The organism is Stenotrophomonas sp. MYb238 (assembly GCF_009496535.1).
Lineage (GTDB): Bacteria > Pseudomonadota > Gammaproteobacteria > Xanthomonadales > Xanthomonadaceae > Stenotrophomonas.
Window position 1 is genome coordinate 63,067 of record NZ_WIDL01000024.1, and the last position, 13,659, is coordinate 76,725.

At 72.3% G+C, this 13,659-nt stretch carries 17 protein-coding genes; 10 read left to right on the top strand and 7 right to left on the bottom strand.

All coding sequences use genetic code 11. The features are described from left to right. The first annotated feature begins 42 nt into the window (after positions 1–42). Complete coding sequence (locus CQ393_RS15105; protein WP_153192602.1) at positions 43–795, top strand: transporter; 753 nt, start codon at positions 43–45, stop codon at positions 793–795. 30 nt (positions 796–825) lie between these two features. Here the strand turns inward: CQ393_RS15105 and CQ393_RS15110 are convergent, their stop codons facing one another. After that, positions 826–1,731, bottom strand: coding sequence for a LysR family transcriptional regulator ArgP (locus CQ393_RS15110; RefSeq protein ID WP_153192604.1), 906 nt, complete (start codon positions 1,729–1,731; stop codon positions 826–828). Positions 1,732–1,858: 127 nt separating this feature from the next. Between CQ393_RS15110 and CQ393_RS15115 the strand changes: the two genes are divergently transcribed. From CQ393_RS15115 to CQ393_RS15130, 4 genes are all read left to right on the top strand, one after another. After that, positions 1,859–2,494, top strand: a complete 636-nt coding sequence (locus CQ393_RS15115) for a LysE family transporter (protein WP_153192606.1) — start codon at positions 1,859–1,861, stop codon at positions 2,492–2,494. 58 nt (positions 2,495–2,552) lie between these two features. Continuing rightward, on the top strand, positions 2,553–3,740 hold the full coding sequence (locus tag CQ393_RS15120) for an MFS transporter (protein ID WP_228114600.1): 1,188 nt from the start codon (positions 2,553–2,555) through the stop codon (positions 3,738–3,740). An 89-nt stretch (positions 3,741–3,829) separates the two neighbouring features. After that, positions 3,830–4,117, top strand: coding sequence for a hypothetical protein (locus CQ393_RS15125; RefSeq protein WP_153192610.1), 288 nt, complete (start codon positions 3,830–3,832; stop codon positions 4,115–4,117). Between the two features lie 58 nt (positions 4,118–4,175). After that, positions 4,176–5,249, top strand: a complete 1,074-nt coding sequence (locus CQ393_RS15130) for an HDOD domain-containing protein (RefSeq protein ID WP_153192612.1) — start codon at positions 4,176–4,178, stop codon at positions 5,247–5,249. Positions 5,250–5,276: 27 nt separating this feature from the next. Here CQ393_RS15130 and CQ393_RS15135 read toward each other — a convergent pair whose 3' ends face one another. Beyond that, positions 5,277–6,851, bottom strand: a complete 1,575-nt coding sequence (locus tag CQ393_RS15135; RefSeq protein WP_153192614.1) for a phospholipase D family protein — start codon at positions 6,849–6,851, stop codon at positions 5,277–5,279. A 152-nt stretch (positions 6,852–7,003) separates the two neighbouring features. On the opposite strand from CQ393_RS15135, the gene CQ393_RS15140 reads away from it, so the two are divergent. From CQ393_RS15140 to CQ393_RS15150, 3 genes are read left to right on the top strand one after another with little or no spacing between them, the layout of a single operon-like run. Next, positions 7,004–7,450 carry a hypothetical protein gene (locus tag CQ393_RS15140; protein WP_153192616.1) on the top strand — a complete coding sequence of 149 codons (447 nt, stop codon included), beginning with the start codon at positions 7,004–7,006 and terminating at the stop codon, positions 7,448–7,450. Beyond that, positions 7,450–8,175, top strand: coding sequence for an AzlC family ABC transporter permease (locus tag CQ393_RS15145; RefSeq protein ID WP_153192618.1), 726 nt, complete (start codon positions 7,450–7,452; stop codon positions 8,173–8,175). Before CQ393_RS15140 ends, CQ393_RS15145 begins: the two co-directional genes overlap by 1 nt. Next, a complete protein-coding gene (locus tag CQ393_RS15150; RefSeq protein ID WP_153192620.1) occupies positions 8,172–8,477 on the top strand; it encodes an AzlD domain-containing protein in 306 nt (101 codons plus the stop codon). The genes CQ393_RS15145 and CQ393_RS15150 overlap by 4 nt, the downstream gene beginning before the upstream one ends. A gap of 104 nt (positions 8,478–8,581) precedes the next feature. Here the strand turns inward: CQ393_RS15150 and CQ393_RS15155 are convergent, their stop codons facing one another. Together CQ393_RS15155 and CQ393_RS15160 are read right to left on the bottom strand one after the other, a co-directional pair. After that, entirely contained in the window at positions 8,582–9,292 is a 711-nt protein-coding gene (locus CQ393_RS15155; RefSeq protein WP_153192622.1) for an RNA pseudouridine synthase, read from the bottom strand. A 126-nt stretch (positions 9,293–9,418) separates the two neighbouring features. Next, positions 9,419–9,925 carry a M48 family metallopeptidase gene (locus CQ393_RS15160; protein ID WP_153192624.1) on the bottom strand — a complete coding sequence of 169 codons (507 nt, stop codon included), beginning with the start codon at positions 9,923–9,925 and terminating at the stop codon, positions 9,419–9,421. Between the two features lie 66 nt (positions 9,926–9,991). Here CQ393_RS15160 and CQ393_RS15165 point away from each other — a divergent pair, with 66 nt between their 5' ends. Beyond that, the gene (locus tag CQ393_RS15165; RefSeq protein ID WP_153192626.1) at positions 9,992–10,549 is read left to right on the top strand and encodes a DUF2058 domain-containing protein; all 558 of its coding nucleotides are present in this window, start codon (positions 9,992–9,994) and stop codon (positions 10,547–10,549) included. 76 nt (positions 10,550–10,625) lie between these two features. Then, the gene (locus CQ393_RS15170; protein WP_153192628.1) at positions 10,626–10,892 is read left to right on the top strand and encodes a DksA/TraR family C4-type zinc finger protein; all 267 of its coding nucleotides are present in this window, start codon (positions 10,626–10,628) and stop codon (positions 10,890–10,892) included. Between the two features lie 81 nt (positions 10,893–10,973). Here the strand turns inward: CQ393_RS15170 and CQ393_RS15175 are convergent, their stop codons facing one another. The 3 genes from CQ393_RS15175 to CQ393_RS15185 all read right to left on the bottom strand — a co-directional run bounded on the left by CQ393_RS15175 (position 10,974) and on the right by CQ393_RS15185 (position 13,438). Continuing rightward, positions 10,974–11,438 carry a GNAT family N-acetyltransferase gene (locus CQ393_RS15175; protein ID WP_153192630.1) on the bottom strand — a complete coding sequence of 155 codons (465 nt, stop codon included), beginning with the start codon at positions 11,436–11,438 and terminating at the stop codon, positions 10,974–10,976. 50 nt (positions 11,439–11,488) lie between these two features. Further along, positions 11,489–12,739, bottom strand: coding sequence for a sugar transporter (locus CQ393_RS15180; protein WP_153192632.1), 1,251 nt, complete (start codon positions 12,737–12,739; stop codon positions 11,489–11,491). 117 nt (positions 12,740–12,856) lie between these two features. Continuing rightward, positions 12,857–13,438 carry a mechanosensitive ion channel family protein gene (locus CQ393_RS15185; RefSeq protein ID WP_153192634.1) on the bottom strand — a complete coding sequence of 194 codons (582 nt, stop codon included), beginning with the start codon at positions 13,436–13,438 and terminating at the stop codon, positions 12,857–12,859. Between the last annotated feature and the right edge of the window lie 221 nt (positions 13,439–13,659).

Here is a 13,659-nt window from a genome sequence, read left to right on the forward strand (position 1 = left end):
GGTGCGTACACTGCCGCGACCAGCACAGCGGAGCGGCAGGGCATGCACAGGGTTCTGACGGGAATGGCGATGGCCCTGCTGGCCTGCGCCGGCGCGCAGGCGGCACAGGCGCCGGCCTACGACCGGCCGGGCATCGGTTTCTCGACCAGCACGGTGGGCAAGGGCGTGCTCGCCTGGGAACAGGGCCTGCCCGATGGCAGCCGCGACCGCAGCGGCGGGGTGACCACCACCACGTGGACGGCCGACACGCTGCTGCGGCTGGGCCTGGCCCCGACCGTGGAGCTGCAGCTGGGCGCGGACACCTGGAGCGGCCAGCGCATCCGCGGCGCCGGCCTGCGCGAGCGTGCCGAAGGCGGCGGCGATGGCAGCGTCGCGCTGAAGTGGGCGCCGGCGCTGGCCAGCGACACGCTGACGGTCGCCTTCAAGCTCGGCACCACGCTGCCCTGGGGACGCGCCCCGCTGGGCGGCGACGGCCACGTCCGCGACGCGGGCGTCACCGTGGCCTGGGCGCTGCCGGCCGACACCAGCCTGGCGCTGTACGCCGACCGGCAATGGGGCGCGGAAGGCAGCGGCTGGCTGTTCTCGCCCAGCTATGGCTTCCCGCTGGGCGAGGACGTGGCGGCCTATGTCGAAGCTGGCTACGGCGAGGACGTCCAGCACATGCGCGCCGCCGGCGCCGGGCTGACCTGGATGGCGACGCCGCGGCTGCAGCTCGACGCCTCGTTCCTGCGCGGGCTGGACGAGGAGACCGCCGACTGGCAGGGCGGCGTCGGGCTGGCGCTGTACTTCGACTGACGCGGTCCCGGCCGGTCCGCGCCGGCGCGCTCAGCGGCGCCGGCGGATCAGGGTCGCCGACGCCTGCAGCACGGCGCGGGTGAGCAGCGCCATCGAGGCCACGTCGCCCTTCCAGTGCTGCCAGTACAGCGGGATGTCCTCCCAGGCGCGCGCCTTGACGTAGACCAGGCGCCCGCTGTCCAGGTGGCGGCGCACCAGCGGCAGCGGGTTCATGGTCCAGCCCAGCCCGCCCAGGTTGGCGTGGACGAAGGCGCGCGTGGAGGGAATCCACCAGGTCGGCGCGTGCAGCGGCTGCTGCGAGCCGGTCAGGCGCTGCGCGTAGCGCGCCTGCAGGTCGTCCTTGCGGTTGAACACCAGTACCGGGGCCTGGGCCAGCGCCTGCGCGGTGACACCCTTGGCGAAATGGCGCGCATGGAATTCCGGCGTGCAGGTGGCGGCGTAGCGCATGCTGCCCAGGGCGTGGATCTGGCAGCCCTGCACCGGCTCGGACAGGGTGGTGACCGCGCCCAGCACCGCGCCCTGGCGCAGCAGCGCGGCGGTGTGGTCTTGGTCCTCGGTGTGCAGGTCCAGCGTGGTGCTGCTGTCGCGCGCGAACGCCAGCGCGGCCTCCGGGAACCAGGTCTCCATGCTGTCGTGGTTCACCGCCACGGGGATGCTGGCGCGCGGCAGGTCGGCGTCGGACAGGCCGATGCGCTCGAAGGCGTCGCGCTCCAGCAGCGCGGTCTGCTCGGCCAGCCGCACCAGCACCTGGCCCTCGGCGGTGGCCTCGGTGGGCGTGGTGCGCTTGACCAGCAGCTTGCCCACGCGCTCCTCCAGCGCCTTGATCCGCTGCGACACCGCCGAGGCGGTGACGTTCAGCGCCAGCGCGGCGCGTTCGAAGCTGCCCTCGCGGATCACGGCGGCCAGGGCGCGGAGCTGGGCATGGTCGATGCGCATGATTAAGTTCTGCTAATGACGGTTTAAGAAGTTTAGCTCTACTTTTCGATGCTGCACTGCGACAATCCGCCGCGTCGACGCACTCCGGTGCCGTCCTTCCCCCTTCGTCAGACAGGCAGTTCCCTCCATGTTTTCCGTCGTAGCCGCCCAGGCCGCAAGCAGCGCCTGGCTCAGCGGTGCCGGTACCGGCATCGGTCTTTTCGCCGTGGTGGGCGCGCAGAGCGCCTTCATCCTGCGCCAGGGCATCCTGCGCCAGCACGTGATCCCGGTGATCGCCACCTGTTTCGCCATCGATGCGGCCTTCATCTTCGCCAGCGTCGCCGGCCTGCGCACCCTCACCAACCAGCTGCCGTGGCTGACCACGGTGCTGCTGTGGGGCGGTGTCGCGTTCCTGGTCTGGTACGCGCTGCAGTCGGCGCGGCGGGCGATGGCCGGCAGTGGCGGCATGCAGCTGGACGATAGTGGCGAATCCTCGCGCCGCGCGGCGATGATGGCCGCGGCCGGGTTCTCGGTCATCAACCCGCATTTCTGGCTGGACATGGTGGTGATCGGTTCCATCGCCGACAACTTCGGCCACGCGCGCATGGCCTTCGCCGCCGGCGTGGTCACCGCCAGTGCGATGTGGCTGACCGCGCAGGGCCTGGGCGCGCGCCTGCTGGCGCCGCTGTTCAACAAGCCGGGCACCTGGCGCGTGCTCGACGGCACCATCGCGGTGATCCTGAGCGTGCTGGCGCTGACCCTGGCGCTGCGTGGCGTGGGGTGATGGCGACGATGCCGGCCACGCGCGCGCCGGACGCCGGCAGGACGGCCGGCGCGTGAGCATGCCCCGGCCCGCGCTGTGGACGGCGCGCTTCGGGTTGGCCTGCGTGGCCAACTTCCTGATGGGCATGTCGTTCTACGTGCTGATGCCGACGCTGCCGTTCCACCTGGTGGAGCACCTGCGGATCGGCGAGGCCACGGTGGGCCTGGTGCTGTCCAGCTACGTGATCGCCGCGCTGCTGGTGCGGCCGTTCTCCGGCTTCATCGTCGACCGCTTCAACGCCAAGCACGCCTACCTGCTGGCGCTGGCGGCCTACGTGCTGTTCACCTCCGGCTACCTGCTGGCGCACACCGTGCTGGTTTTCGTGCTGGTGCGGCTGGGCATCGGCCTGACCTTCGCGGTGATGAGCACCGCGGCCAACACCCAGGCCATCGACATCATCCCTTCGGCGCGCCGCGGCGAGGGCATCGGCTTCTTCGGCCTGATGAGCAGCCTGGCGATGGCGCTGGGGCCGATGGCCGGCCTGTGGCTGATGGACCACTACCCGTTCCAGGCGATCTTCGAGGCGGCGGTGGCCGCCGGCGTGGCCGGGCTGGTGGCGGCATCGCTGGTGCATGCGCCGCGCAAGCAGCGCGACGGCGCGGCCACGGTGCTGTCGCTGGACCGCTTCCTGCTGGTGCGCGGCATCCCGCTGGCGCTGAACCTGGCGGTGATCGGGCTGGGCTACGGCATGCTGCTGGCCTTCGCCGCGATCCACGGCAAGCGGCTGGGCGCGGGCAACACCGGCATCTTCTTCACCCTGATGGCGGTGGGCATGATGGTCTCGCGCGCGTTCTCCGGGCGCCTGATCGACGGCGGCCGGGTGGTGGTGGCGACCAACGGCGGCACCCTGGCGATCGTCGCCGGCCTGGGCCTGATGGCGTGCGCCGGGGCGCCGGCCACGTACTACCTGTCGGGCCTGCTGGCCGGTTTCGGCTTCGGCGTGGTGTATCCGGCCTACCAGACGATGATGGTCAACCTGGGCGGCCACGCGCGGCGCGGCACCGCGGTGGCCACCTATTTCTGCGCGCTGGACGTGGGCATCGGCGCCGGCATGGTGCTGGCCGGCATGATCGCCGCGCGCTTCGGCCTGCCGGCGGCGTTCGCCGGCGGCGCGGCGCTGGCGCTGGGCGCCGGGCTGGTCTACGCGCTGGCGCTGTCGGCGCGGTTCGTGCGCGCGCCCTCGCCGGCGGCCGCCACCGAGGGCTGAGCGGCGGCCGCGTCCGCCGGCCTGTGGCAGAATCACGCGGCATGCGGCGGCCACCGGGCCGCCACGATCCACACTCCCCGGGGGAAGTAATGAAGAAGTACCTGCTCGTCGCCGCGCTGTGCCTGTTGTCGGCCTGCAGCCAGGGCATCAAGGGCGACTACGCCGATGCGATGGGCGTGACCCGGTACAGCTTCGCCTCCGGCGGCACGGTGACCATCACCGCGATGGGCATTTCCCAGGAAACCACGTATGTGCGCGATGGCGACACGGTGAAGGTGGCGCTGCCGCAGAAGGGCATGTCGCTGGACTTCACCGTCAACGCGGACGGATCGCTGTCCGGGCCGCTCGGCATCCGCCTGGAAAGGACCGACCGATAACGGGCCGCGGCATGCGGCCGGCATGGTTTCAGCACGGGGGGCGCTTGCGTTGGAACTGGTGATCCTCTCTTCGGTCGCGGCGGCGCTGCTGGCCGGCGCGGGCGCGGCCTGGTGGTTCGGGCGGCGACGCCAGGCCGAGGGCTGGGCCTTCGTTCCCGAAGCGCCGGAAACGGCGGCCGCGCCGCCGCCGGCGATGGACCCGGCGCTGCTGCCGCAGATGCGCCGGCGCTTCCTGCGCGCCGCGCTCGGGGTGGAGGCGGGCGCGCCCGACGCGGCCGACGCGGACGCGGCCGATGCGCCCGCGCACCGTCAGGTGGCCGACGCCGTGGTGGCCTCGCTGGAGCGCGCCGACCTGTCGCAGCGCTACATCCCGCGGCGCCCGCACCTGCTGCCGCAGCTGATCCAGAGCGTCAACGACAGCGCCGCCTCGGCGCGCTCCATCGGCCGCATCATCGGCAGCGACCCGCTGTTGACGGTGAACCTGCTGCGCATCGCCAACAGCGCGCTGTACCGCTTCCAGCACCAGCAGGTGCGCAGCATCGAGCGCGCGGTGACCCTGGTCGGCAACGAGGGCATCCGCCAGATCATCTCCGCCGCGCTGGTGCAGCCGGTGATGAATCCCCCCGACGGCGACGGCGGGCGGTTCTCGCAGCGGATCTGGGACTACACCCTGCGCATGTCGCTGGCCGCGGCCGACCACGCGCGCAGCGTGGAACGCGAGGACGGCTTCTCCGCGCAGCTGGCCGGCCTGCTGCGCGGACTGGGCATGGTCATGGTGGTGCGCGCCACCGCCGACGCCTATTCGCGCCGGCAGACGCTGGCGCCGTCGCCCGGGCTGCTGCTGTCGCTGCTGGAGCACTGCACGCCGCCGCTGGCGGCGCGGATCGCGCGCGAATGGAACCTGTCGGCCGATGTCGTCGCGGCGCTGGAGACGGCCGGGCAGGGCGCGCCGCGGTCGCCGCTGGCGCGTTCGCTGGAGATCGGCGAGCTGGCCGCGGCGCTGGCGATGCTGTGCCGGGAGAACCTGCTGGAGGAGGCGCAGGCGCTGGAGCTGCTGTCCGGCTGCGTCCCGGACCATGTCGGCGGCTGGCTGTGGAAGCGGGTCAGCCCGGACGAACCGCGCGACCCGTGAGCCGGCCGCCCGGCTGCGGGTAACGGCCTACAGCTGCGATTCCAGCGGCAGCCAGCTGATGGCGCGCGCGGTGGCGCGCTGCACCCAGGTGGTGTCCGGTTCGGCGGCATAGCCGGCCGGCGGCGCCCGCGCACGGTCCAGCCAGCGCAGCTCGCCGTCGTGGTCCAGGTAGAGGTAGTAGCTCAGCTCGGGCCCGGACAGGCGCAGGTATTCCTCGCGCAGCTGCGCCGCCAGCACCGGGTCGTCGAACAGCACGCCCATCTCGGTATTGAGGTAGGCCGAGCGCGGGTCGATGTTGAACGAGCCGACGAAGCCGCGCCGGTCGTCGACCACGATGGCCTTGGTGTGCAGGCTGGCGCCGCTGCTGCCGAAGGCCGAACTCCTGCCGCCGTCGCCGCGCGACTTCAGTTCGTACAGCCGGGCGCCGCCGCGCAGCAGCGGCAGGCGGTAGTGCATGTAGCCGCTGTGCACCGCGGCCACGTCGTTGGCGGCCAGCGAATTGGTGACGATGCCGACGTGCACGCCGTCGGCCACTTGCCGCACCAGCGCCTCCTCGCCGCTGCGGCCGGGGACGAAGTAGGGCGAGATCAGCAGGGTCTTGTGCCGGGCCTGGCCCAGCTCCTGCGCCAGCCGCGTCACCAGCCAGTCGGCGCGGTCGTTGTCGCGGTGCTTGAGCGGGGGATCGGAATACACCTGGATGCGCCCGCTCCAGTGCAGCGGCAGGCGGCCGCCGACGTAGGCGCCGGCCTGGCGCGCGCGCAGCCGTTCCAGGTAGGGGCGGGCCTCGGCGCGGCGCGCATCGAGCGTGGCGCGGGAAACCAGCTGGCCCAGCTGCCGGTGCGACACCGGGGCGAGCGCGGCGATGGGCACGGCGGCCCTGCTGTTCCAGAACGCGTCGAAGATGGCGCTGGCCTGGCCCGCGGCCGGGCCGGCGAGCAGCAGGTCCATGTCGCGGAAATTGACGTCCGGACGCGCGTCGAAATATTCCGCGCCGATGTTGCGGCCGCCGACGATGGCCACGCGGCCGTCGGCGATCCAGGCCTTGTTGTGCATGCGGTGGTTGATGCTGAAGACCCGCTGCACCATCTCCACCAGCCGCCACATGCCCTCGCGGTTGCGGAACGGGTTGTACAGGCGCACCTCGATGTTGCGGTGCGCGTCCAGCGCCAGCAGCTGCTTGTCCATCCCCGAGGCGTTCATGTCGTCCAGCAGCAGGCGCACGCGCACGCCGCGTTCGGCGGCCTCGTAGACGTCGCGCGCCAGCAGGTGGCCGACCATGTCGTCGTGCCACATGTAGTACTGCAGGTCGAGGCTGCGGCCGGCCTGGCGGGTGACGACCGACCGCGCGGCGAACGCTTCCAGCCCGTCGATCAGGTAGGCCGCGCCGCTGCGGCCCGGATGCGCGGCCAGCTGGGGGGCGAGCGCCCGGTCCAGCGGGGTCTGCCCGGCGCGCGGCGGCAGCGCGGTGGAGGGCTCGCCGACCGCGCGCGGGGTGAGATGGTCGCCCAGCAGCAGGCCGCTGGCGACCAGCAGCAGGAGCACGACAAGGAGGCGGCCGCACAGGCGCAGCAGGCGCCTGCCGCGGGAAGGGGAAGGTTCCATGTCCGCATCCTAGCGGCGTCGGGGTGAGGCCGGCGCGGCGGCCATGACGTTCCGGGGGTGTGGGCGGCAGGCGGTCCGGGCGAGAATCGGCGCCTGCCTTGCCCGAGCCTGCCGATGAGCGAACGTCCCTTCTCCCTGCGCCTCCCAGCCTGTTGGTCCAGATCCTCGTCGGCCTGCCCGCGGGCAGGCGCCCGGTGGTGGGCGACCTGCCCGGTGCGGCCAGCTGGATCGTGCGCATGGTGATCGGGCTGGCGCCGCTGGGCGTGTCCGGCATCCTCGCTCCGCTGCTGGCCGAAGCGGACCTGGGCGCGCCGACGGTCTACCTGCATGTGCTGTGCGTGCTGGTCGGGGCGGTGCTGTTCATGGCCTTCGCCGGCAATCCGCCGATGGTGGCGGCGATGGCCCGCCGCAACCCGTATCCGCTGCTGCTGCGCTGCCTGCGCGAGCGCGGCATCTTCGGCATCGCCAACCACGTGGCGATGCCGGTAGTGGCGGTGGGCACTGTCGGCGTGGTGCAGGACCCGGCAGCGACCGCGTCCGATTGCTCCACCGGCGTGGTGTTCGTGGCCGCTGCCGGGCCGGCGCGCGAGCACGGCTGATGGCGATCACGGCGCTCCTCACACCCGCGGTACGCATCGGCCTGTCCATCGCGCTGGCCACCGGCCTGTACGGCGTTTCCTTCGGCGCGCTGGCGGTGGCCTCCGGTTTCAGCGTCGGCCAGACGGCGGCGCTGAGCCTGCTGATGTTCACCGGCGGCTCGCAGTTCGCCTTCATCGGCGTGGTCGGCGCCGGCGGCACCGGCGCGGCGGCGTTCGGCGCGGCCACGCTGCTGGGCATCCGCAACGCGGTGTACGGCGCGCAGATCAACCGCATGCTGCGGCCGCGCGGCTGGCTGCGCCCGTTGTCGGCGCAGGTCACCATCGACGAATCGGTGGCGACCGCCGCCGGCCAGACCGTGCCTGCCGAGCAGCGCCGCGGGTTCTGGGTGGCCGGCGTGGGCGTCTACCTGCTGTGGAACCTGTTCACACTGCTGGGCGCGCTGCTCGGCGACGCGCTCGGCGACCCGCGTCGCTGGGGGCTGGACGGCGCCGCGGTGGCGGCCTTCCTCGGCCTGCTGTGGCCGCGCCTGCGCTCGCGCGAACCGGTGGCCATCGCCGCGGCCTGCGCGCTGGCGACGGTGCTGGCGCTGCCGTGGGCGCCGCCGGGCGTGCCGATCCTGCTGGCGGCCGCGGTCGCGGCGGTGTGGGGATGGTTCGGGCGCGGCCCGGCCGATGAAGGGCTGGAGCCGGACGTGGCGCCCGGCGACGCGGGAGATGTGCGATGACGCTGTGGGGCTGGGTGCTGCTGGCCAGCGTGGCGGCCTGGGCGATCAAGTTCTGCGGCTACCTGGTGCCGGTGCGCTGGATGGAGTCGCCACGCATGACCCGCGTGGCCGGCACCCTGACCATCGGCCTGCTGGCGTCGCTGACCACCATGAACGCGGTCTCCGCCGGGCAGGGCGTGGCGCTGGACGCGCGCCTGGGCGCGCTGGCGGTGGCCGCGCTGGCGCTGTGGCTGCGCCTGCCGTTCCTGGTGGTGGTGCTGGCCGGCGCGGTGGCAGCGGCCCTGCTGCGCCTGTGGTCGTAGCGGCCGGAGACGCCCTGGGGGCGATGGAGTGCAGGTAACGCCCGGCGGGAGTTGCCCGTTACTGCTTCGGTGAGGTGCCGCTCCGTCCCGCGGAAGGGCGCGCCTCAGAAGCGCTGGCCGGAAGCGAGATAGCGCCACTGGCCGTCGGGCATCCGGCTCAGGCCGATGCGGCCGATGCGCAGCCGGCGGACCTGCATGGCGCGCAGCCCGACCGCGGCGCACATGTGCTGCAGCTGTCCCGGTCGCACGTCCTTGATCGCGAAGCGCAGGCGCTGCTCGCTCTGCCAGCTGACCTTGCAGGCGGGCAGGGCGCGTCCCTGGTGGCTCAGCCCATGCGTCAGCTTCGGCAGCGCCCACGGGCTGCCTTCGCCTTCCACATCGACCATGAATTCCTGTTCCAGCCCCGGCCCGGCCTCGAGCAGGTGCCGGCGCACGCGCCAGTCCTGGGTGAGCACGACCAGGCCGCAGGCGTCGTCGTCCAGCGGCATCGGCGTTTCCAGGCGCAGGAAGTGGCGGTGCAGCAGGCGGATGCCGGAGGCGTCCTCGGCAAAGCGCCCGTCCTCGCGCAGCAGGGCGGACAGTTCTTCGGCGGTGCAGCCGGCGGGCTTGTTCAGCAGCAGCGTCGCCGGTTCGGCCGGCTCGCTGGCGGCGCCGGCGGCGAGGGCGACGGTTTCGCCAGCCACCATGGTCTGCGGCGCTTCCACCACCACGCCGTCCACGCTGACCCAGCCGCCCTCGATGTAGTGCCGGGCCTGGGCGCGGGAGCATTGCAACTGCGCGGCGAGGCGCTTGTCGAGGCGGATGGGCGTGGTCATGGGGACGGGCAGGTACGACGGGCGGCGAGTGTAGCGCCACCGGCCCCCGCAGGCGCGACTTCAGCGGCGATGGCACTTTCCCGGCAGGGCTCGACCGCGACGGACGGCCCGTGGCCGGAGTCGCTCCTACGGAAGCCCGTCCGCTTCGTGCTCCAACGCCGTCAGATACAAGCGCAGGTCGAATTCCAGCTGGTGGTAGTCCGGCTCCATGTGCAGGCACAGCTGGTAGAAGGCCTTGTTGTGCTCGGCCTCCTTCAGGTGCGCCAGTTCGTGCACCACGATCATGCGCAGGAACGGCGCCGGGGTGTCGCGGAACACGCTGGCGATGCGGATCTCGCGGCTGGCCTTGAGCCTGCCGCCGTGGTTGCGGGACACGGCCGTATGCAGCCCGAGCGCGTGCTTGAGCACCTGCAGCTTGCCGTCGTACAGCACCTTGCCCAGCGGCACCGACTGGCGCAGATGGCGTTCCTTCAGCGCCTGCACGTAGTCGTAGAGCTGGCGGTCGCTGCGCACCGCATGTGCCTGCGGGTAGCGGCGGCGCACCGTCTCGCCCAGCGCGCCCTGCGCCAGCAGCTCGCGGGCGCGCAGCTGCAGGTGGTCGGGATAGCCGGCGAGGTACTTCAGGGGCTGCATCGGCGCGGACGCGGGCGGGGACGGGCCGGTATCATGGCAGCATCGATCCGATCGCGTAGTACAGAAATGGCAAAGGCAAACCCCCTGCAGGAGCAGTTGCTCAAGGCCGGCCTGGTCAAGAAGGCGCAGGTCGCGCAGGTCGCGCGCGAGCAGAACAAGGCGCGCCACGCCAAGGGCGCGCCCGCCGGCCCCAGCGAAAGCCAGATGGAAGCCGAACGCGCGCGCGCGGAGAAGGCCGAGCGCGACCGCCTGCTGGCCGCCGAGCGCAACGCCCAGCGCCGCGCCGAGGAACTGCGCGCGCAGGCGCGGCAGATAATCACCGACCGCAAGGTGCCGCGACGCGGCGAGCTGGAATACCGCTTCAGCGACGGCGAGGCGATCCGCACCCTGCTGGTGGACGAGGCGCTGCGCAGGCAGCTGGCCGCCGGCACGCTGGTGATCGCGCGCCACGGCGAAGGCTTCGAACTGCTGCCGCGGCTGGCCGCCGAGAAGGTGCGCGAGCGCGATGCCTCCTTGATCGTGCTCGACCACGGCCAGGCCGGCGATGCGCCCGCGTCCAGCGGCAACGCCGAGGACGATGCCTATTACGCGCAGTTCGTGGTGCCAGACGACCTGGTGTGGTGACGCCGCGCCGGCGCATTGACCCGGCGTACAGGCCGCTGCGCTAGGCTGGAGCCCGGTCACTACGGAGCAGCCAGCCATGGCCACCGGTTGGGCGGGAGACACCGCCGTTCAGGATCAGATCGACGCCACCGTCGAGGACGCGATCAAGCGCGCCCGCAGCCGCCTGCCCAGCGGGCCGGGACTGGAGCATTGCGAGGAGTGCGACGCGCCGATTCCCGAGGCGCGGCGCAAGGCCATCCCCGGCGTGCGCCTGTGTGTTGCCTGCCAGCAGGCGCTCGATGCCGAGGAATCGGCGCACAGCGGCTACAACCGCCGCGGCAGCAAGGACAGCCAGCTGCGCTGAGGTTCGGGCGGGAAAGGTGCCTGTCGCGCAGAGGGGCATGCCGCCGGCCTGGAGTTGCTGCCATTGGGGCTGCTGGACCAGCTACCGCGCCCGCCGCTCCATCGGCACGAAACGCACGCCCCTGGCCGTCTGCGCCGGGCCGCTGGCGATGAAACCGAACTTCTCGTACACCGGAACCGCGATCTCGGACGAATTGACCGTGTAATCGCGGTCGCCGTGGCGGCGCAGCGCGTGTTCCCAGAGCTGGCGTGCGATGCCGCGCCGCCGGGTGGCGTCGCTGACGAACAGGTGGTGGACATGGCGGCCATCGCGAGTGGCGATCATGCCGCACAACCGCTTGTCTTCCTCGACCACGTAGTGCGCGTACTGCGGGGAAAGCAGCCGCTGCGCGAAGCCCTCCGCAGTCAATGTGGCCAGCAGCGGGTGGGCGCCGGAAAGGGCGCCGGGGCCGGCATCGAGCAGGTGCCGCGCCAGCGGCATCACCAGGTCGCTGAGCGCAACGGCATCGCCCGCATGTCCCTCGCGCACCCTGGTCTCCGCTTGCATCGTCCCCCTCCCGCGTTGTGCAGGGGGCCGAGCATAGCGGCTGCGCCGGATCAGTGCCGCCCGTCGGCGGCGCGGAAGCTGCCGGCCCAGCGCCGCATCGCGAACAGCCACCACAGCCAGCCGGCGGTGGCGATCAGTCCGCCCACCAGGCCGATGTGCTGCATGCCCAGATGCAGGCCGACCTGGCTGCCGACCAGCGCGCCGGCGCCGATGCCGATGTTGAAGATGCCCGAGAACAGCGCCATCGCCACGTCGGTGGCATCGTCCGCCAGTTGCAGCACCTTGGACTGCATCGACAGCGCGAAGCAGATCATCGCCACGCCCCACACCGAGGCCAGCGCGTAGAGCATCCACGCCCCGCCGGTGGCCAGGCGCAGGCCCAGCAGGCACAGCGCCAGGGTGCCGATGGCGGCGAGCAGGAAACCGCGCGGCCAGCGCGTGCCCAGGCGCGAGAAAAGCAGGCTGCCGAACAAGCCCATGCCGCCGAACAGCAGCAGTACCCAGGTGGTCACGTGCGTATCGAAGCCGCCGACCTGCTGCACGAACGGCTCGATGTAGCTGTAGCCGGTGAACTGCGCGGCCACCACCACCATCACCAGCAGGTACAGCGCCAGCAACGCCGGGCGGCGCAGCAGCAGCGGGAGGCTGCTGGCCGAGCCGCTGTTGCGGCTGGGCAGCGGCGGCAGCAGCCGCGCCAGCACCCCCATCGCCAGCAGGGCGACGCCGCCGATGGCCAGGAAGGTGACGCGCCAGCCCAGCAGTTCGCCGACCACGCGGCCCAGCGGGATGCCCAGCACCATCGCCATCGAGGTGCCGGTGGCCAGCAGGCCCAGCGCCTGCGCGCGCTTGTCCGCCGGCGCGATGCGCACCGCCAGCGAGGCGGTGATCGACCAGAACACCGCGTGCGCCAGCGCGATGCCGATGCGGCTGAGCATCAGCACGCCGAAGTTCCAGGCGATGGCCGACAGCAGGTGGCTGGCGACGAACAGCGCGAACACGCCCAGCAGCAGGCGGCGGCGGTCGAGGTCACGGGTGAGCAGCATGCCCGGCAGCGAGGTCAGCGCGACCACCCAGGCATAGGCGGTGAGCATCAGCCCGACGTGCTCGATGGGCATGCCGAAGCTGCCGCCGATGTCGCTCAGCAGCCCGACCGGCACGAACTCGCTGGTGTTGAACACGAAGGCGGCCATCGCCAGCGCGACCACGCCCAGCCAGCGTTGGCGGTCGCTGCGGACGGCGGGAACGGACGAAGTGGCGTCCGCCGCGGCGGCGGAACACGAGGAGAGGGGAGAGCGGGACATTGCGGAAAGGGAGCCGGTGGGGGGCGGCTCTGCTGCGGTGCTGCGGGCGGAATTTTCGCACGCGGCGGCCGTACGCGGACGGAACGCTGTGGCCCGCCGCGGGCGCCGGCGTGCAGGTCAGCCGTCGCCCTGGATCACATGCGCCTGCGCCGGGCCGGCCGGCCAGCGGCGCAGCCCGCGCTGGAAGAACAGGCTGTTGGGAATCTGCATCAGGGTGCCCTCGGCCGGGCCGCCGATCTCCTGCAGCGTGGTGTAGATCAGGTTGATGTCGATCACCTGGCCCTTCAGCCCGGGCTTCTCGCCGTTCTCCAGCAGTTCGACGCGGTCGCCGAGGCGGAACGGCCGCGTGGTGAAGATCAGCAGCGTGCAGAAGATGTTGGACAGCACGCTCCAGGCGGCGAAGAACGCCACCGCACCGACCGCGGCGAACCCGGTGAACGCGGTCCACAGGATGGTCGGCGACACGCCGAGCTGGTCCAGGATCGCCACCAGCGCGGCGCTGCCGATCACGAAGTTGGACAGGCGCCGCGCGGCCGTCTCCACCTGCGGCGGCAGCGTGTAGTGCATGCCCAGCCGCGCCAGCAGGCGCCGGGTGAGCAGGCGCAGCAGCCAGGCCACCAGCAGGATCACGACCACGGCCAGCGCCGTGTCGAGCAGGCTGATCCATTCGTGCATCCATTCGGGCAGGTATTTCTTCATAGGGGTATCTCCTTGCGACGCGGCGCGCCTGCCGGCGCGTGCGTTGGAACGATCAGGGAAGCGGGAGGGGAGCCATCGGGCCAGCGGCCGCCGGCGACGACGCGCCGCAGCCCGGGCGCGGGCCGCCGGGGTGCCGCCGCGTGCGGCGCGCACGCCATAGCCCCTGGTCCGCAGGCGAATTCCAGCAGGGGAGCCGCGCCGGCCGGGGCGGCGGAGAGTCG